Here is a 16,291-nt window from a genome sequence, read left to right as displayed (position 1 = left end):
TGCCCGCTGGGATGAACTCATGCCGTGGAACTGGCGGCCCGATCAGCAACCGATCGCCGCAGCCGCCTGATCTGCGGTCTCCAGCCCACGCTTACCACCTTCGTCATCGCGAACGACCGTTTCCGTTAGAGACCGGACGATCCCCGGAATCACATCGAACGACCGACATTGGTCGGAAGCCGGCATTCATTGGTTCGGCTATAACGATGGCTTCGTGATACGACGAGACTAGAGCGCAAAGCTCGCTTGCATAGGCAAAGTCGGTATCTCCTCGACCGTGAACGTGCCGAACGGAGGCGTTACAATCAACTCCTCCTCGGGCACGGTATGGCTCAACCACTTTTGCGCATCCCGACGTTCGACCATTGCGCCATGCCGCGACTGATAGCGGATGATCTCGGGGTTAGCATCGACCGTTATGATCCGATAGCTAACCGGCCAGTCGCCCATGGCTGGTTCCCAGATCGCGGCCAGGTAAAAGAAATTGCCATCCTCACGAAACGCACGAAACTTCTTATCGCCATTACGTATGTGGAATTCGGACGCTGCTACCAGGCAGCGGTTGGCGGGGAAGCGCTTCCCCTCGGATCGGATAAATTCGTAGGTTACGCCATCACTGAAGCGCGGATCGGAACCCCAGGCCGCTTCGATCATCTCAATCTCTTGTGGATCATTAGGGTTACGCCGAATGATGGCGCGGCGGCTGGAGACGCCGTCTGTGTCGAAGGGTATGGGTTTCGATTCCATCTCCAGAACATACAAGGAACGATTAACAGGAGCAAGCGATGTGCAACGATTACCGGCTGCTGGTCGATCTCGCCTCAATTGCCGAAGACTTCGACAATCTGTCTATCAAGATCAAGATTCCGGAAGGCACGCCGAACGTGCCAGCACGGGAAGATATCCGTATCACTGACATGGCACCGATCGTGCGCGGCACCGAAGACCACGAGCGCGGCACGGCCCAACTGGTCAATCGCCGCTGGGGCTGGCCAGGCCCCAAGGGAAAGCCGGTTTATAATTTTCGCAGCGAGGGCAGGGACTTTTCGTCACGCCGCTGCCTGATTCTGGCCGATGGCTTTTACGAGTTCACCGACCCGGCGGAGCCAAAGCAGAAGCGGCTCGACAAATGGCTCTTCACCATGGCTGATCATCGCTGGTTCTGTATTGCCGGCATCTGGCGTGAGAGCCTGGCAGGTGAGGCCTTCACCATGCTCACCATGGATGCAGGCCCAGATGTTGCGCCTTATCATCATCGCCAGATCATCCCATTGACCCGCGACCAATGGGCTGATTGGCTGGACCCGGCCGTGCCGGCCAGGAAAGTGCTACGATGGCTCCCCCAAGGAAGCCTGCCGGTCACCCAGGTTTATGGCATGCCGCCCGCGCAGGGAGCGCTGGTCCTGTGAGCGCCCATGATCTGGGCCGCTTCGTTGACGCGCAGGCCAATGTTTTCGATACTGCGCTCACCGAGATCTGCGCCGGTCACAAGCGCTCGCACTGGATGTGGTTTATCTTCCCCCAGCTACGAGGGCTGGGTCATAGTCCGATAGCCCAGTATTATGGCATCGCTTCGCTTGGTGAGGCACGGGCTTATTGCGCCCATCCGCTACTCGGCTCGCGCTATCGGGCCTGTGTCGAAGCCGTGGCCGTGCTTGAGGCGAGTGATCCCGTTGTCGTTTTCGGAGCCACAGACGCGATGAAACTGCGGTCGTCACTCACCTTATTCGAGGCGGCAGAGGCATCGCCAGTCATCGATGCGGTGCTGCAGCGCTTTTTCGCAGGCGAGCGGGACAAGGCGACTCAGCAGATGCTGGCGGCTTCCCACAAGACAACTCACTAGCTGCACATTCGCGCAAAATTGTCGCCTTGACGAACATGGCGCGCATCTGGAACGTAAAGGGAACATTTGAGTCGATGTCCCTATGCCTGCTTCCTCATCCCATCTCGCCTTGTCGGCGACCGACACTGTTGCAAGGCTGCGCGAAGCGGTGGTCCAGACGCGCATCCTGTCGATCCCAAGCTTGCCTTTCGGAATCAGCAGCGTGGATGACCGATTGGCGAGCGGCGGCCTTGATGGTGGAGGCCTGCATGAGATCGCCGCTGGATCAGCGAGCCTGAACGACGATGCCGCCGCCACGCTTTTCCTGGCCGGGATAGCTGCACGCTTCGCGGCGGAAGCCGACCAGACCGTGTGCTGGGCCATGACGGCCTTCGATCTTTATGCCCCAGGACTTGAGCAGGTTGGTATCGGGCCTGCAAAGCTGCTCTATGCTCAGGGCCGCAAGGATGTGGACGTGCTGGCCATCGCTGAGGACGCGCTACGCGATGGATCCCTCGCCTGCGTCATTGCAGAGGTGAAGTCCGCCGACATGACCGCGACCCGGCGACTGCAGCTGGCCGCATCGGATGGGCAGACCCCTATGCTGCTCTACCGCCGTCACCGGACGCGCGACCGTTGCCCCCTCTCCTCGCCATCCTCGGCCATGACACGCTGGCGGGTCAGCTGTGTGCCATCGGAGCGCCTTGCCTGGCCGGGCGTCGGCCGCCCGCGCTGGCAGGTCGAGCTGGTACGACAGCGCAATGGTGATCCCTTTTCTCTCGAACTGGAGGCGTGCGATGCCAAGGGTCGCCTCGCTGTTCCTGCCCCATCTCGCGATCGAACGGCTGCGCCGCGTCGAGCGGATGCGCGGGATGGCGCGATCAACCGCGCTGCCTGACGCGGCCCTGCAGCCCCGCCTTGCAGAGCCCATAGACGATGATCCGGGCGCCTGCTCGGTGCCGCGCGGTGGCGGATGGCGGCCGGGCGCGCGATGGGCACGCGACGGAGCCATTATCGGGCGTCCAAGCCAGGCGGAACTCGACGCGCTACCAGCCCATCAGCGGCCTACCATGCGCGAGATGGGGCGACGCAGCGAACATGCCGAGCATCCCTTTAAGGTGATGCCTTCCGATGAAGGGAGGGGCACGACGTCCGCGCCCTCGCTTGGCTGGGCAACGCTTTGGGGACGCTCCACCGTGCTGGTCCTGCGGACGGGACAACGCGATGTCATCACCGCAGCCTGCCCGTTGGCGCTCGATCTTGGTCTGCGCCCAGGTATGGCCGCGGCGCACGCCCGCGCGCTGGTGGCCGATCTCGACGTGCAGGACGCAGACCTGGACGCGGACCGGGCGCTGCTCGACCGGCTGGCGCTCCATGCCGCCCGGCACTGGACGCCCACCGCCAGCGTGTCTGGCGAGGATGGCCTGTGGCTAGACCTTACCGGCACCACCCACCTGTTTGGCGGAGAGCAGCGTTTCTGTCGCCGCTTGCTGGCTTTCCTCAAACGCCTTGGCCTGACCGCCCATATTGCGATTACTCCCACCCCGGGCACCGCCCACGCCCTGGCGCGGTACGGCAAGAACGACGTAACGCTGCTTCCTGCAGGACAGGAAGCACAAGCTCTTGCCGATCTGCCGCTTGCAGCTCTGCGCCTTGAGCCGGAAGCACTGGCCTCCGCAGCCCGGTTCGGCCTGGAGCGGATAGCCGATCTTTACCCCATGCCGCGCGGGCCACTTGCCCGCAGGCTGGGCCTGAGAACGGTCGAGCGGCTGGATCAGGCGCGCGGCCTCATCGCTGAACCCATCATCCCGGTTTTGCCGACGGAGGCACCGCTTGTGACCCGCCAGATGCTCGAGCCGATCGGAACACCGGACAGCATCGCGCAGGTCATCTCCGACCTTGTCGATGATCTTGTGATCGTGCTCCTCCGGCGCGGTATCGGCGCGCGCACGGTCCTGCTCACGGCGGTCCGGGTGGATGGCGAACCCCAGCGTCTGGTGGTCGGCGCGTCGCGCGCAACGCGGGACGCCAGGCACTTGAAGCGCATGTTCAGCCTTCGGCTTGCACAACTGGAACCGGGCCTCGGCATCGAGACGATGCATCTCGTCGTACCCCGTCATGAGCCGCTTGGCGCTGAGGCAATGGGCGCGCTGCTGGCGACATCGCGCAAGGGCGGCGATCTCGCGCCGCTCGTTGATCAGCTGAGCGCGCGTGCCGGGGACGCGGCGCTGTTCCGATTATCCTCCGATGAAAGCGATGTGCCTGAGCGCGCTGCTAGGCGCATTGCACCGATGCAGGCACCGACCGGCTGGCCGGTCTGGAAGCGCCCGGTTCGCCTGCTGCGCCGGCCCGAGCTTCTGTCCAATGTCGTCGCGCTCATGCCCGATCACCCGCCGCGCCGCTTTACCTGGCGGCGGCAGGACTATCGCGTCGTAGCGGGCGATGGTCCCGAGCGCATCCATGGCGAGTGGTGGCGCACCGATCGCGAAAAATGGGCAACGCGTGATTATTTTCGGGTCGAAGCCGAAGGTGGTGAGCGATTCTGGCTGTTTCGCCGGGGCGATGGCGTCGATCCCGACACCGGGGACTTGAGCTGGCACATGCATGGTGTGTTCGGATGAGACCCAGCATCATCCCCCCGACCACCTATGTTGAGCTACAGGTCACCAGCCACTTCTCCTTCCTGCGCGGCGCGTCCTCGCCTGAGGAACTCTACTCGGCGGCAGCGCCGCTTGGACATGGCGCCATGGGCCTGGCGGATCGCAGTTCGGTGGCCGGTGTCGTGCGCGGCTGGGCGGGCCAGAAAGCGACCGGTGTGCGTATGATCCCTGGTAGCCGGGTCGATCTCACCGACGGACGCGCGCTGCTGCTCTACCCGCGAACCCGTCCCGCCTGGTCGCGGCTGACGCGGCTTCTCTCGATCGGCAAAGCACGCGGCGGCAAAGGCTGCTGCATCCTCCATTGGACCGATGTCGCCGCCCATGCCGAGGATATGGTCGCGATCCTCGTGCCCGACATGCCGGACGAAATCACTGCAGGCCATCTGAGCGATCTGCAGGCGGCCTTTGGACCGCGCGGCTTCTCCGCACTGTCGCTGCGCCGCCGCCCCGACGATGCCGATCGCCTGCACCGGTTGGATGCACTGGCGCGGGGGCATGGCGTACGCTCGGTCGCTACCGGTGACATTCTCTATCACAGCAGCGAACGGCGACCATTGCAGGACGTAGTGAGCGCAATCCGCGAGCGTTGCACGATCGACGAACTTGGCTTCCGGCGCGAGCGCTTCATGGACCGCGATTTGAAATCCCCCGCCGAGATGGAGCGGCGCTTCGCAGCATTTCCCGATGCCATCCAGGCCAGCGCCGACATTGCGGCGCAATGCTCGTTCGATCTGGGCGAGATCCAGTATCAATATCCCTATGAGCAGGTGATGCAGGGTCGCACTGCCCAGGAAGCCCTGGTCGCGCTTACCGAGCAGGCTGCAATCGCCAAATTCCCAGATGGGGTGCCCGCGCGCTACCGCCAGCAGATCGACCATGAGCTAAAGCTCATCGCCGAGCTGGAATATGCGCCCTATTTCCTGACCGTGCATTCCATCGTTGCCGAGAGCCGCCGACGCGGCATTCTATGCCAGGGTCGCGGCTCGGCCGCCAACAGCTGCGTCTGCTATCTGCTTGGCGTCACCTCGATCGATCCGATCAGCCATGAGTTGCTGTTCGAGCGCTTCGTCTCGGGCGAACGACGCGAACCGCCCGACATTGATGTCGACTTCGAGCATGAGCGGCGCGAGGAGATCATCCAGTGGATCTATGACAGCTATGGCCGCGACCGTTCTGCGCTGACCGCAGTCGTCACCCGCTACCGCACCCGCGGCGCGGTGGCCGAGGTCGGCAAGGCGCTGGGCCTGCCGCGCGATCTCACCAAGATGCTGACTGGTCTTGTCTGGGGCTGGTCGATGGACGGCATTCCGCAGGAGCAGATCGAGAGCCTCAATCTGAATGCCGAGGATCATCGCCTGAAGCTCACGCTGGATCTCGCGCGCCAGCTGATCGGGACGCCGCGCCACCTCTCGCAACATCCTGGAGGCTTCGTCCTGACACAGGATCGGCTCGACGATCTGGTGCCGATCGAACCTGCGCGCATGGAGGATCGCCAGATCATCGAGTGGGACAAGGACGACATTGATGCCTTGAAGTTCATGAAGGTCGATGTGCTGGGCCTGGGGATGCTGGGCTGCATGAACCGCGCTTTCACCCTATTAAGCCAAGACAAGGGCGTCAGGAAGACGATGGCTGATCTGCAGGATGATGACCCGCACGTCTTCGGCATGATCCAGAAGGCCGACACGCTTGGCACCTTCCAGATCGAGAGCCGGGCACAGATGTCGATGTTGCCGCGCATGAAGCCACGCGAGTTCTACGATCTCGTCATCCAGGTGGCGATCGTGCGCCCGGGTCCGATCCAGGGCGACATGGTTCACCCCTATCTCCGCCGCCGCGAAGGCAAGGAGAAGCCGGAATATCCGAAGCCGCAGCTTCGTGCCGTGCTCGAAAAGACACTGGGCGTTCCGCTCTTCCAGGAACAGGCGATGAAGGTCGCAATCGTGGGCGCCGGCTTTACGCCGGTCGAGGCCGACCAACTGCGGCGCGCCATGGCGACGTTCAAGCTCACAGGCGGCGTCAGCCACTTTTACGACAAACTCGTCGGCGGCATGATCGCCAATGGCTATTCCAAGGACTTTGCCGAGCGCACCTTCAAGCAGATCGAGGGGTTCGGCTCCTATGGCTTTCCCGAGAGCCATGCCGCGTCTTTCGCCAAGATCGCCTACGCGTCCTGCTGGATGAAATATCATCATCCCGACGTCTTCTGCGCTGCACTGCTCAACGCCCAACCCATGGGCTTCTATGCGCCCGCACAGATCGTGCGGGACGCGCGCAATCATGGTGTCGACGTGCGGCCGGTTTCGATCAACCACAGCCATTGGGACTGCACGCTCGAGAAGACATGCGGTCGCTATATGGCCGTGCGCCTGGGCTTTCGCAGCGTGCGCGGGCTTGCCAATGCTCACGGTGCCAACATCGCCGCAGCCCGCGGCCCTGCACCTTATGAAGGCATCGAGGACGTCTGGCGTCGCGCCAGGGTGCCCCGCGCCGCGATCGAGCGCTTGGCTGAAGCAGACGCGTTCCATTGCCTGGCGCAGGATCGGCGGCAGGGTCTTTGGAAGGTGAAGGGTCTGGGTGAAGCGCCCCTGCCCCTGTTCGCAACCGCTGATGCCCGTGCCGGCCTCTTCTCGCCCGAGGGACAGGAACCCGATGTCGTGCTGACACCGATGACGGCAGGGCGCGAAGTGGTGGAGGACTATCGCTCGACCCAACTTTCGTTACGCGGCCATCCGCTGCAGTTTCTGCGCGCCGAACTCGACGCCATGCGGATCGTGCGCTGCGGCGACCTTCCTTCGATCCGCGATGGGCGCAATATCGAGGTGGCAGGCGTCATCCTCGTACGCCAGCGGCCTGGCTCCGCCAAGGGCGTGCTGTTCGTGACGATCGAGGATGAGACTGGGGTCGCGCAGGGCATCCTCTGGCCCGACCGGTTTGAGACCTACCGTCGTCAGGTGATGTCCGCTTCGATGATCGCGATGCGGGGGCGTTTGCAAAAAGAAGGCGAAGTGATCCACATCATCTGCGATCGCATCATCGATCATGACGCGATGCTGCGCTCGATCGGGCGGATGGACTTCACGGTCGCACCGGGGCGCGGCGATGGCGCCTCGCATGGCGGCGGTCCCGACCCGCGCGACCCGACGTTCCCCAGCGGCCGCACATTGTCCTCGCCGCCGTTTACGACGCTTGCCTCGCAGGCAGAACTCGTGCCGATCCGTAGCCATGACTTCCACTGACGTGCCCACAAGCTCCCAAGGCACGATCATGCGCGCGCTCGATGTCCTTCGTGAAGCCGCTGCCATGAAGGATCAGGCGCGCACGCGCGGCGTTGCGCTGGCGCTTTGGGTCCTGCGTGGTCTTTGCCCCGACGAGTGGCTGGTCGCTTTCTGGGATGCGGCCGGGTCTGACCATGAGATCGGCCGGAGCCAGGGCATGCACGCCGCCTATAACGGAATTGTCCGGCAGGTGCGTACGCGAGGCGGCCTCTCGCAAGCGGTTGCGCCGCTGCAATCGGCAGCAGTCGACCCTATATCGTCATGAGCGACATGAACCAGACCGCCCCCCGTACCGCCATTCAATGGCCTCGATGAACGCGATGTTCGACCTCTTCGACATGCCAGTTGTTCCTGGCCTTACGATGCGTGACGATGTTCTGACTGGGGCGCAGGAAGCAGCGCTGATTTCACATATTGATGGCAGCGACCTCAGCCCGTTCCGCTTCCAGCAATGGGAGGGGAAGCGCCTTACCTATTCTTATGGCTGGAACTATGATTTCGAGCATGTCCGCTTCGCGCCAGCCGAGCCGATGCCGGATTGGCTCCTCGACGTGCGAGCCCGCGCGGCTGCTTTTGCGGGGCTATCAGCAGACGATCTCGTCCAGGCACTGCTGATCCGCTACGATCCGGGTGCGGGCATCGGCTGGCATAAGGACAGGCCGGTGTTCGAGCATGTCGTGGGGATATCGCTGGGCAGTAAAGCCGTTCTTCGCCTGCGCCGGCGAACCGCGGCAGGGTTCGATCGCGCCAAAGTCACGCTGGCGCCGCGTTCCATCTACCATCTGTCCGGCGAAGTGCGCCATGCTTGGGAACATAGCATCGCCCCGATGGACGTGCCGCGCTGGTCGATCACCTTCCGCAGCCTGTCGGACAAGGGCCGCGCGGCGTGAGCGGCCGATCTTATCCGACGACGCCCGATGGCCGCTATTTCGTCGTGCGCGGACGGCTCTGGCGCACGAGCGACCCGGCGCTTGAGCCGGAAAAGCGGGAGCGCCTGGTCAAGGATCTCATGGATGCTCGCCGTGCCGTCGGCCTTGCCAAGCGCAAATGCGATCATGCGGCCGAGACAGTCGCGCATGAAGCGGTCGATCGCGCCAAGGTCGCGCTTGGCGAACGCGGCCCGGTCTGGTGGGATGATGGCGCGCCTGATCTCAACCGCCATCTCGCGCGCACGGGCCCCTATGCGGAGTGGTATGCGAGCCTGCCCGACGATGAGCGCTAGACCTTTGCTTTACGCTTGGGCTTGTCGGCAAGATCCACAATGACCGGCGCATGATCGCTTGTCTTCTCCCAGCCCCGCGGGCGGCGATCGACCTCGGCCGACACGAGCCGCGCCCTGGCCTTGTCGTTGAGCAGGATGTGATCGATCCGCAAGCCTGCGTCGCGCTCGAACGAATTGCGCCAATATTTCCAGAAGGTGTAGATGCGCTCGTCAGGGTGAAGATGCCGCAGCGCATCGGTCCAGCCTTGCTTTAGCAGCCGCGCATAAGCCTTTCGGACTTCCGGCGCGAACAATGCATCGTCCCGCCATCGATCAGGCACATAGACGTCGAGATCGGTCGGCATGACGTTGAAGTCGCCAGCTATCACCACGGGAGCATCGAGGGCGATCAACGTCGAAAGATGATCGTGAAGCCGGTCGAACCATCGCAGCTTGTAATCGAACTTGGGGCCGGGCAGCGGATTGCCGTTGGGGACATAGAGGCCAGCGATGAGTACACCATTCACCGCCGCCTCGATATAGCGGCTTTGCGCATCTTCCGGCTCGCCGGGAAGCCCTCGACGTGTTTCGTGGATTTCGCCGACGCGGCTCAATATGGCCACACCGTTCCAGCTCTTCTGCCCCAGCCAGATCGCCTCATAGCCAAGGTCGCGAATGGCAGCTTCAGGAAAGCGCTCGTCGGGTGCCTTGAGCTCCTGCAAACATACGACGTCCGGCTCTGCAAGCTCCAGCCAGCGCAGCAGCACCGCAAGCCGTCCGTTGATCCCGTTCACATTATAGGTAGCAATCTTCACCTTGAAGAAAGTCGGCGAAGTAGCTTGTCGTTCCAATTGACATGCGGCTCCCGATTGCCTTTTTTCGCAAATCGCGCATGAGGCGGTGATGCACAGACGCGCTCTACTCCTGGCCGCCCTCGCCCTTCCCGCGCCCGCGCATGCTTGGGGTCCCATAGGTCACAGGATCACAGGCGCGATCGCAGACGAAAATTTAAGCGGCGTCGCCCGTGCCAACGTCCGCGTCCTTATGGGCAGTGAGGACCTGGCCGAAGCTGCCACATGGCCGGACGATCAGAAGTCCAATCCGGCACCTTTCTGGCAGAAACAGGCAAGTCCGTGGCATTACGTCACCGTTCGGGAGGGCGACGACTATCAGGCATCGGACGCTCCGGCCGAAGGGGATGCGATGACCGCACTGAACCGCTTCACCGTGACGCTGCGCGATCCAAAGGCATCGATAGAAGACAAGCGCCTTGCCTTGCGGTTCGTCGTCCACATCATCGGTGACCTCCATCAACCGCTTCATGCCGGGGGCGGCGATGATCGTGGCGGCAATGAGTTCAAGGTCACATGGTTCGGCAAAGCATCGAACCTCCATTCGGTCTGGGACTCCGGGATGGTCGAGCAGCGCTCCTTATCCTATTCCGAATATGCTGGATGGCTCTCGCGCTCGATCACACCAGAGCAGACGATCGCGTGGACGGACCCAACCCCATCAGTCTGGATCCGTGAAAGCATCGCGCTGCGCAAGACGATCTATCCCACCGACACCAATTTATCGTGGGACTATGCCTACCAACATCGCGGCGAACTCGATGATAGGCTGAAGCGGGCTGGGGTCAGGATCGCGGCCTATCTGAACCAGATTTTCGATCCGGCTGGAAATTCGCCCGCCTCCTCCAGGCGGAAGTAAGATGTCGCTCGGGGCGGCCCATGAGGAGACGGGCATTCTGCTCGAAGTCGGTGTCTATCCGGTGCTCAGGACAGAAGGCGGCGGGCAATGGCGTCTGGATCCGTCCTGCCGCTACCGACACTTGATCGGCCAACGTGTCCGTGTCTTTGGTACACGGGCTGCTTTCGACGTTCTGGATGCAAAGCGCATCGAGCCCGCTTGAAGCAGGCGCCCATCTTCCTTTCCCCATGTCAGGTTAAGTATTGCGCAATTCGTCTTCATGCGGATGAAGGGCTTGAACCGCTACTGCGCGACCCCAGATAGAAGGGGTCGCCTCCTTCCCCCCTTTGGAAGCGACACCTCCCTGAACCTTGGCCCTGCCGTGAGCTTGCTCCGGCAGGGCAGTTTTCAAACGAGCGATTCCGTGTCACCTGCCACCCCCGGTTTGTCGGTGCCGCGCCGCTGGTCATGGTCTTTTTCGAAGTAATCGGACATAGGTGGCTACCCTTGCTTTTCGGCGACGATGATAGGCTCTGATTCGTTTCGACAGGTCAGCATTGTCGGCCATCAGGGCCTCTTCCAAGCCCAGTATTTCGGATCCAGTCTCGCCCAGGATGCGTGCGTCCAATAGGCGCATGGCATAGAGCCGATCGTTGAGGTGACCAACAGTTCGCATCATCTCCCGATTGCCAAGGCTTTCGGCCAGTCTGAAGAAAAGAGAGGCCGTACGATCTATATCGTCTGGCGACCCTGTCCCCTCCCGCACGGTCCTTTGTCGGGAACCGGCGGCATAGAGGGCAAGCAGAGCGTTCCAGTCCAGCAGATCGCGCAGTCCACCCTCGTCGGGTACCGGCACATAGAAGCCGCCGCCCGCAATCGCATCAACCAACCCTTCTCCGGTAAGCCGATTAAGCACGTCGCGGACAGGTGTCATGCTGACATGCATTTCGTCGGCGAGACGGACAGCTTCCAACCGCTGCCCGGGATGGAACTCGCCTTCGACCAGCCGCTGCTTGAGTGCCTGATAGCATCGTTCGAGAATTTGGGCAGGGCTCACGTGCCTTTGCCTGTCCTGTCATCATCAAGCCACGGCCTGGCATTTCCTTGAACCTGCCGACTGAGATAATGTTCGACCAAATCCACCTGGTCGGGCCGGAGCGCATCGATCGCGGCAATATGCGCAGGTATCTCGTCCCGGAGCAGGATCGAGGGACATTGCCCCTCATAATTGCCCAGATTGGGGCGATGCTGGGCATATCCCACCAGGGCGGCCAGCGCTGGCGAGAAGGTCCGCGCAACCGGGGGCGGATAGGCAAGCCAGGGATTTTCATAGGGCTTGAGCCAGCCCAGCGAATAGCCGGTGACAATCGCGCGCCTGACCTCGCTCGTGTTGTTTCTGCCCGCGCCGTGCAGCGTCGAACCCAGGAACAGGATAGCAGACCCCGGCAGACAGGTCGCCGCGATCGGCTCGTCATAACCCTGCCGGGCCATGCCGGCTGCACCATGGCTCGCGGGATAAAGTTGGGTCGCGCCATTGTCCGCCGTGAACGGGGTGATCGGCCACATGACATTGAGCAGATATTCATGCGCGCCTTTGGCGCCCTGCCACATGTCGTGATCGCGGTGCGGCAGCTGCGTCAGGGCGCCAGGATGGATTTCAATGGCCTGGGCGACATTGAGCTGGATCCGGTCGCAGGCCGGGCTCAATATCTCGTGCGCGATTCCGACGATGAGCGGATCTTCCACCAGCGGCGCCATATGACGGCTGCGGCGCAGGAGGCCGCCAAAACGCTTGGTTCGCTCGCCATAGAAGCCGCCCTCGCAAAAGGGCGTCGCCTCGAAGATGGGCGACAGATCCCGCTCCAGCTTCTGGAGCGCGCAAGGGGGACGCAGGTCGGGGATGATGCAGAAGCCATCACGCAATAGGCGACCGGTCCAATATTGCACCGCGGCCAGATGATCGATCGTTTGGAGCGGGTTCATGACAGCATGTCTCCCGCGCGTGCCGATGGCTCCAAGTCGCTACCGATCAGGGCGAAACGGATCGGCTCGTACACGCCACTCGCGCGCAGCTTGTCGATGGTGGTGTGACCGATACGAATATGGAGGCCCACCAAAAGGTCGCGGCCATGACGCACCGAGGGTCCGAGCGCCCGGCAATCCCAGCCGAAACGGGCGATCTGATCGAACCAGGCCTGCTCGGCGACGCCGGTATAGTCGGTGATCCCATGTCGGATGGCGTGGTCGGCCAGCGTGCTCACCAACTGATTGCGCGCGCTGCGCCGCTCGGCCGATCGCTGATGCCGGTCGAGACAGAAGCGCGTGATTTCCCGAATGTTAGGCCCGGTCGGGACAATGCCGGTACAAAGATGCGGATAGAGATGCCCCAATATATGTTCGCCCTGCGTGCGCAGCAATCGCGCAGATGCGCGATGGACGTGGTCGGGGCCAAGTAGGATCAGATATTCGGCATCCGGCGTATCGAACTGGTCCACCTCGAACCGGTCGGCAAGAACAGGCAGATCCCAGCCCAGAAGGTCGATGAAGACCTCCTTGCGGGCAGCAAACATCGCACGCATGGCGGCGCTTTCGCGCGCGCCATGACCGTGATCGGTCATTTCCATCATGGCAGGCTCCCTTGTGTAAGGTCCGGCAAGGACAGCAGAAGGGGCCTGGCGCTCACATACCAAGAAATGGGGGGACGGCTGGGCCTGCCGCTACGCCATAGCCGCCGAAAGCCCGATTTTGCTCGACGATGGCGCGCGAAATTGGCAACCGATGCCATCCAAGACACAGATGAAAGGCTGACCCCATGAACTCTTCCGAACTCGTTGACGCGGTGGCGAGCGCGACCGGCACCACCAAGGCCGACGCCAAGAAGATCATCGACGCCACGTTCGGCGCGATCGGCGATGCCGTCGGCAAGGGCGAGGAAGTCGCCGTCAACGGTTTCGGCAAGTTCAAGCTCAAGCTCAACGCCGCGCGCGAGGGCAAGAATCCGCGTACCGGCGAGCCGCTGTCGATCCCGGCTTCCAAGGGCCTTGGCTTCTCCGCTGCCAAAGCGGTCAAGGACAAGCTGAACGGCTGATACAGGTGCCGACGGCCCCATCGGCCGTCGGCTTTTACCCTAGCTTCGATCGGGTTCGTCACCGCCGAAGTCCTGCCCGATCTCGTCAATGAGGCGCGGACCTGCTTCCATGCGGTTGGCCAGCGCCTCCACATAGCCTGTCCAACGGATATTGGCGTCCGCGAGTGCAGCGCGCCGCGCTTCCTGCGGTAATGCCGGGTTCTGCAGCATCCACGCATGCACGAACAGGGCGAGCGCTTCACCGTTCAGGGCATTCTGCCATCCCTGCCGCTGTATCTCCCGATTCATGCGATCGAGACGCCGCCCAATCGCCGCCTCGAGCCGATCGGACCCGTCGGCCGACAGGAAGGAAGCAAGCGCCGCCTCGACTATGGTCGCCTGCGGCTTGCGCTTGCGCCGCGCATAGTCCGCCATCTGCATCGAAATCTCGGGCGAGAGGCGGATGGTGTGCTTGACCTTGAGCCCGCTCATAGTTCCACTCCATCGTCAGGATCGAGCGAGGCTTGTCGCGCGGCACGGCGCATGCGTTTCATCGCCCGCGAACGCGCCGCATCCTTGTCGTCATCCCTCTCGTGAAATTCGAACTCCTCTCGCGCGGACCGCTGCGGCGGCACGATCTCCTCCTGGTCGGGAAGATCCGGCTCCCGGCGGATACCGGCATTGGCATTGTCTGACTGCGTTGGCCGATCGGTGCGACGACCATCGCTCGATCCCCCTGTGCTGATGCCTTGCGAATCGGTCGTTTGCTGCTCTGGCGACACAGGCATCTGTGGAACAGGCTTCGCCACAGGCGCCGCGATGGTGGCGCGATCGCTCCAATCGTCGGACGGAGGTGTGCGTCCATCAAGCGCTGCGGCCGCCGGTGGCGGCAAAAGCCGCGCCGTAAAACGCTTGTCCTCGAAATAGCGGGCCTTGGTGGCGCGCAGCGGCGGCATCCCCGATACCATCACGATTTCTTCGTTCGGCGGAAGCTGCATGACCTCGCCCGGCGTCAGGAGGGGGCGCGGCGTTTCGGTGCGCGAGACCATCAGATGCCCAAGCCAGGGCGAGAGGCGATGGCCGGCATAATTTTTCATCGCGCGCATCTCGGTCGCCGTGCCCAAGCTGTCGGAAATGCGCTTGGCGGTGCGTTCGTCGTTGGTCGCGAAAGCGACGCGCACATGACAATTGTCGAGGATCGCGTTGTTCGGCCCATAGGCCTTTTCGATCTGGTTGAGGCTCTGGGCGATCAGGAAGGCTTTGAGCCCATAGCCCGCCATGAAGGCGAGCGCGCTTTCGAAGAAATCGAGTCGCCCGAGCGCCGGAAATTCGTCGAGCACCAAGAGGACGCGATGCCGTTTGGCATCGGGTTTCAACTCCTCGGTCAGCCGACGACCGATCTGGTTGAGGATCAGGCGGATAAGCGGCTTGGTCCGGCTGATGTCGGAAGGCGGCACTACCAGATAGAGGCTTGTTGCGCGCGCACCCTCGACGAGGTCGGCGATACGCCAGTCGCATTGCCGGGTGACATGGGCGACCACGGGGTCGCGATACAGGCCCAGAAACGACATGGCGGTCGAAAGCACGCCGGACCGTTCATTCTCGCTCTTGTTCAGCAGTTCGCGCGCCGCGCTGGCGACGACCGGATGCACGCCTGCCTCGCCCAGATGCGGCGTCGTCATCATCGCGCGCAACGTGTTATCGATCGTGCGCCTGGGGTCGGACAGGAAGGCGGCGACCCCGGCCAGCGTCTTGTCGGGTTCGGCATAGAGGACGTGGAGGATCGCGCCGACCAGCAGGGCATGGCTCGTCTTTTCCCAATGGTTGCGGCGTTCGAGCGAGCCTTCGGGATCGACCAGCACGTCGGCGACATTCTGCACGTCGCGCACCTCCCACTGCCCGCGCCGCACTTCGAGCAGTGGATTATAGGCAGCCGACGCGCTGCTGGTCGGATCGAACAGCAGCACGCGGCCATGGCGTGCGCGGAAACCCGACGATATCTGCCAATTCTCGCCCTTGATATCATGAATGACGCAGCTGCCCGGCCAGGTCAGCAGCGTCGGCACGACAAGGCCGACGCCCTTGCCGCTACGGGTCGGCGCGAAGCACAGGACATGCTCCGGGCCGTCATGGCGCAGATAGTCCGGACCGAACCTGCCGAGTACGACCCCCTCGTCCTTGAGCAGGCCAGCTTGCGCGATATCGGCAGGCAGAGCCCAGCGCGCCGATCCATAGGTTTCCGCAGTACGCGCTTCGCGGGCGCGCCACACGGACATGCCGACCGCGACCGCGATCGCCGCGAACCCGCCCGAGGCGGCGACATAGGCCCCGCGCTCGAAGATATGGGGCGCATAGGCGTCATAGCTGAACCACCACCAGAAGAAGGCGGGTGGCAGATAGATGGGATGGTCGCCGATCCTGAACCAGGGTGGCCCCAGCGCGGGTTGATAGCCAAGGCTGGCCGCGGTCCATTGGGTCGCACCCCAGATAGCCATCAGCACGACCAGGCTGACCAGCAGTAACTGCCCCCAGAGTATGCGTGTGCCCGACATCGTCGTCACTCCTTATCCGTGG

The 16,291-nt window shown here is 62.9% G+C and carries 18 protein-coding genes; 11 read left to right on the top strand and 7 right to left on the bottom strand.

All coding sequences use genetic code 11. The features are described 5' to 3' along the window. Positions 1-228: 228 nt before the first annotated feature. Positions 229-747, bottom strand: coding sequence for an SOS response-associated peptidase family protein (locus J2W40_RS08340; RefSeq protein WP_310223512.1), 519 nt, complete (start codon positions 745-747; stop codon positions 229-231). A 38-nt stretch (positions 748-785) separates the two neighbouring features. Here J2W40_RS08340 and J2W40_RS08335 point away from each other — a divergent pair, with 38 nt between their 5' ends. The 8 genes from J2W40_RS08335 (at position 786) to J2W40_RS08300 (ending at position 8,982) form a co-directional block, all read left to right on the top strand. Then, positions 786-1,409 carry an SOS response-associated peptidase gene (locus tag J2W40_RS08335; protein ID WP_310223510.1) on the top strand — a complete coding sequence of 208 codons (624 nt, stop codon included), beginning with the start codon at positions 786-788 and terminating at the stop codon, positions 1,407-1,409. Continuing rightward, positions 1,406-1,843, top strand: a complete 438-nt coding sequence (locus tag J2W40_RS08330) for a DUF1810 domain-containing protein (protein ID WP_310223508.1) — start codon at positions 1,406-1,408, stop codon at positions 1,841-1,843. The genes J2W40_RS08335 and J2W40_RS08330 overlap by 4 nt, the downstream gene beginning before the upstream one ends. Positions 1,844-1,925: 82 nt before the next feature. Continuing rightward, the gene (locus tag J2W40_RS08325; protein ID WP_310223506.1) at positions 1,926-2,720 is read left to right on the top strand and encodes an ImuA family protein; all 795 of its coding nucleotides are present in this window, start codon (positions 1,926-1,928) and stop codon (positions 2,718-2,720) included. After that, the gene (locus J2W40_RS08320; RefSeq protein WP_310223504.1) at positions 2,620-4,443 is read left to right on the top strand and encodes a Y-family DNA polymerase; all 1,824 of its coding nucleotides are present in this window, start codon (positions 2,620-2,622) and stop codon (positions 4,441-4,443) included. Before J2W40_RS08325 ends, J2W40_RS08320 begins: the two co-directional genes overlap by 101 nt. Continuing rightward, positions 4,440-7,721, top strand: a complete 3,282-nt coding sequence (locus J2W40_RS08315; protein ID WP_310223502.1) for an error-prone DNA polymerase — start codon at positions 4,440-4,442, stop codon at positions 7,719-7,721. Before J2W40_RS08320 ends, J2W40_RS08315 begins: the two co-directional genes overlap by 4 nt. A gap of 28 nt (positions 7,722-7,749) precedes the next feature. Then, on the top strand, positions 7,750-8,025 hold the full coding sequence (locus tag J2W40_RS08310) for a hypothetical protein (protein ID WP_310223500.1): 276 nt from the start codon (positions 7,750-7,752) through the stop codon (positions 8,023-8,025). 46 nt (positions 8,026-8,071) lie between these two features. Continuing rightward, complete coding sequence (locus J2W40_RS08305) at positions 8,072-8,650, top strand: alpha-ketoglutarate-dependent dioxygenase AlkB (protein WP_310223499.1); 579 nt, start codon at positions 8,072-8,074, stop codon at positions 8,648-8,650. Further along, entirely contained in the window at positions 8,647-8,982 is a 336-nt protein-coding gene (locus J2W40_RS08300; RefSeq protein ID WP_310223497.1) for a hypothetical protein, read from the top strand. Before J2W40_RS08305 ends, J2W40_RS08300 begins: the two co-directional genes overlap by 4 nt. Here the strand turns inward: J2W40_RS08300 and xth are convergent. Continuing rightward, positions 8,979-9,776, bottom strand: coding sequence for an exodeoxyribonuclease III (xth, locus tag J2W40_RS08295; protein ID WP_310223494.1), 798 nt, complete (start codon positions 9,774-9,776; stop codon positions 8,979-8,981). The genes J2W40_RS08300 and xth overlap by 4 nt on opposite strands. 88 nt (positions 9,777-9,864) lie before the next feature. On the opposite strand from xth, the gene J2W40_RS08290 reads away from it, so the two are divergent. Both J2W40_RS08290 and J2W40_RS08285 read left to right on the top strand, forming a co-directional pair. Then, complete coding sequence (locus J2W40_RS08290) at positions 9,865-10,671, top strand: S1/P1 nuclease (protein ID WP_310223493.1); 807 nt, start codon at positions 9,865-9,867, stop codon at positions 10,669-10,671. A gap of 1 nt (position 10,672) precedes the next feature. Then, positions 10,673-10,873, top strand: coding sequence for a DUF5818 domain-containing protein (locus tag J2W40_RS08285; protein WP_310223490.1), 201 nt, complete (start codon positions 10,673-10,675; stop codon positions 10,871-10,873). Between the two features lie 243 nt (positions 10,874-11,116). Here the strand turns inward: J2W40_RS08285 and J2W40_RS08280 are convergent, their stop codons facing one another. The 3 genes from J2W40_RS08280 to J2W40_RS08270 are packed head-to-tail and all read right to left on the bottom strand — an operon-like array spanning position 11,117 to position 13,268. Continuing rightward, positions 11,117-11,707 (bottom strand): GntR family transcriptional regulator, encoded by a 591-nt coding sequence (locus tag J2W40_RS08280; protein ID WP_310223488.1) that lies wholly within the window; start codon positions 11,705-11,707, stop codon positions 11,117-11,119. Then, positions 11,704-12,633 (bottom strand): phytanoyl-CoA dioxygenase family protein, encoded by a 930-nt coding sequence (locus J2W40_RS08275; RefSeq protein WP_310223486.1) that lies wholly within the window; start codon positions 12,631-12,633, stop codon positions 11,704-11,706. Before J2W40_RS08275 ends, J2W40_RS08280 begins: the two co-directional genes overlap by 4 nt. Further along, positions 12,630-13,268: an acyl-homoserine-lactone synthase gene (locus tag J2W40_RS08270; RefSeq protein WP_310223484.1), complete on the bottom strand. Its 639-nt coding sequence runs from the start codon at positions 13,266-13,268 to the stop codon at positions 12,630-12,632. Before J2W40_RS08270 ends, J2W40_RS08275 begins: the two co-directional genes overlap by 4 nt. A gap of 194 nt (positions 13,269-13,462) precedes the next feature. Between J2W40_RS08270 and J2W40_RS08265 the strand changes: the two genes are divergently transcribed. Further along, positions 13,463-13,738 (top strand): HU family DNA-binding protein, encoded by a 276-nt coding sequence (locus J2W40_RS08265; RefSeq protein WP_310223482.1) that lies wholly within the window; start codon positions 13,463-13,465, stop codon positions 13,736-13,738. A gap of 39 nt (positions 13,739-13,777) precedes the next feature. Here the strand turns inward: J2W40_RS08265 and J2W40_RS08260 are convergent, their stop codons facing one another. Together J2W40_RS08260 and J2W40_RS08255 are read right to left on the bottom strand one after the other, a co-directional pair. Continuing rightward, positions 13,778-14,209, bottom strand: coding sequence for a CopG family transcriptional regulator (locus tag J2W40_RS08260; protein ID WP_310223480.1), 432 nt, complete (start codon positions 14,207-14,209; stop codon positions 13,778-13,780). Continuing rightward, positions 14,206-16,269 (bottom strand): conjugal transfer protein TraG, encoded by a 2,064-nt coding sequence (locus tag J2W40_RS08255; RefSeq protein WP_310223477.1) that lies wholly within the window; start codon positions 16,267-16,269, stop codon positions 14,206-14,208. Before J2W40_RS08255 ends, J2W40_RS08260 begins: the two co-directional genes overlap by 4 nt. Positions 16,270-16,291: the final 22 nt, after the last annotated feature.

Origin of the sequence: Sphingobium xenophagum, from assembly GCF_031457465.1 — a bacterium.
Taxonomy (GTDB): Bacteria; Pseudomonadota; Alphaproteobacteria; order Sphingomonadales; family Sphingomonadaceae; genus Sphingobium; species Sphingobium xenophagum_A.
The sequence above is the reverse complement of the archived record's forward strand: the minus strand, read 5'-3'. Positions and strand labels throughout refer to the sequence as shown.

Bases quoted from the DNA above. Each gene is read 5' to 3' on its own strand.
- J2W40_RS08340 (WP_310223512.1), bottom strand. From the start codon at position 747: ATGGAATCGAAACCCATACCCTTCGACACAGACGGCGTCTCCAGCCGC.
- J2W40_RS08335 (WP_310223510.1), top strand. From the start codon at position 786: ATGTGCAACGATTACCGGCTGCTGGTCGATCTCGCCTCAATTGCCGAA.
- J2W40_RS08325 (WP_310223506.1), top strand. From the start codon at position 1,926: ATGCCTGCTTCCTCATCCCATCTCGCCTTGTCGGCGACCGACACTGTT.
- J2W40_RS08320 (WP_310223504.1), top strand. From the start codon at position 2,620: ATGCCAAGGGTCGCCTCGCTGTTCCTGCCCCATCTCGCGATCGAACGG.
- J2W40_RS08315 (WP_310223502.1), top strand. From the start codon at position 4,440: ATGAGACCCAGCATCATCCCCCCGACCACCTATGTTGAGCTACAGGTC.
- J2W40_RS08310 (WP_310223500.1), top strand. From the start codon at position 7,750: ATGCGCGCGCTCGATGTCCTTCGTGAAGCCGCTGCCATGAAGGATCAG.
- J2W40_RS08305 (WP_310223499.1), top strand. From the start codon at position 8,072: ATGAACGCGATGTTCGACCTCTTCGACATGCCAGTTGTTCCTGGCCTT.
- J2W40_RS08290 (WP_310223493.1), top strand. From the start codon at position 9,865: ATGCACAGACGCGCTCTACTCCTGGCCGCCCTCGCCCTTCCCGCGCCC.
- J2W40_RS08285 (WP_310223490.1), top strand. From the start codon at position 10,673: ATGTCGCTCGGGGCGGCCCATGAGGAGACGGGCATTCTGCTCGAAGTC.
- J2W40_RS08275 (WP_310223486.1), bottom strand. From the start codon at position 12,633: ATGAACCCGCTCCAAACGATCGATCATCTGGCCGCGGTGCAATATTGG.
- J2W40_RS08270 (WP_310223484.1), bottom strand. From the start codon at position 13,268: ATGACCGATCACGGTCATGGCGCGCGCGAAAGCGCCGCCATGCGTGCG.
- J2W40_RS08265 (WP_310223482.1), top strand. From the start codon at position 13,463: ATGAACTCTTCCGAACTCGTTGACGCGGTGGCGAGCGCGACCGGCACC.
- J2W40_RS08260 (WP_310223480.1), bottom strand. From the start codon at position 14,209: ATGAGCGGGCTCAAGGTCAAGCACACCATCCGCCTCTCGCCCGAGATT.
- J2W40_RS08255 (WP_310223477.1), bottom strand. From the start codon at position 16,269: ATGTCGGGCACACGCATACTCTGGGGGCAGTTACTGCTGGTCAGCCTG.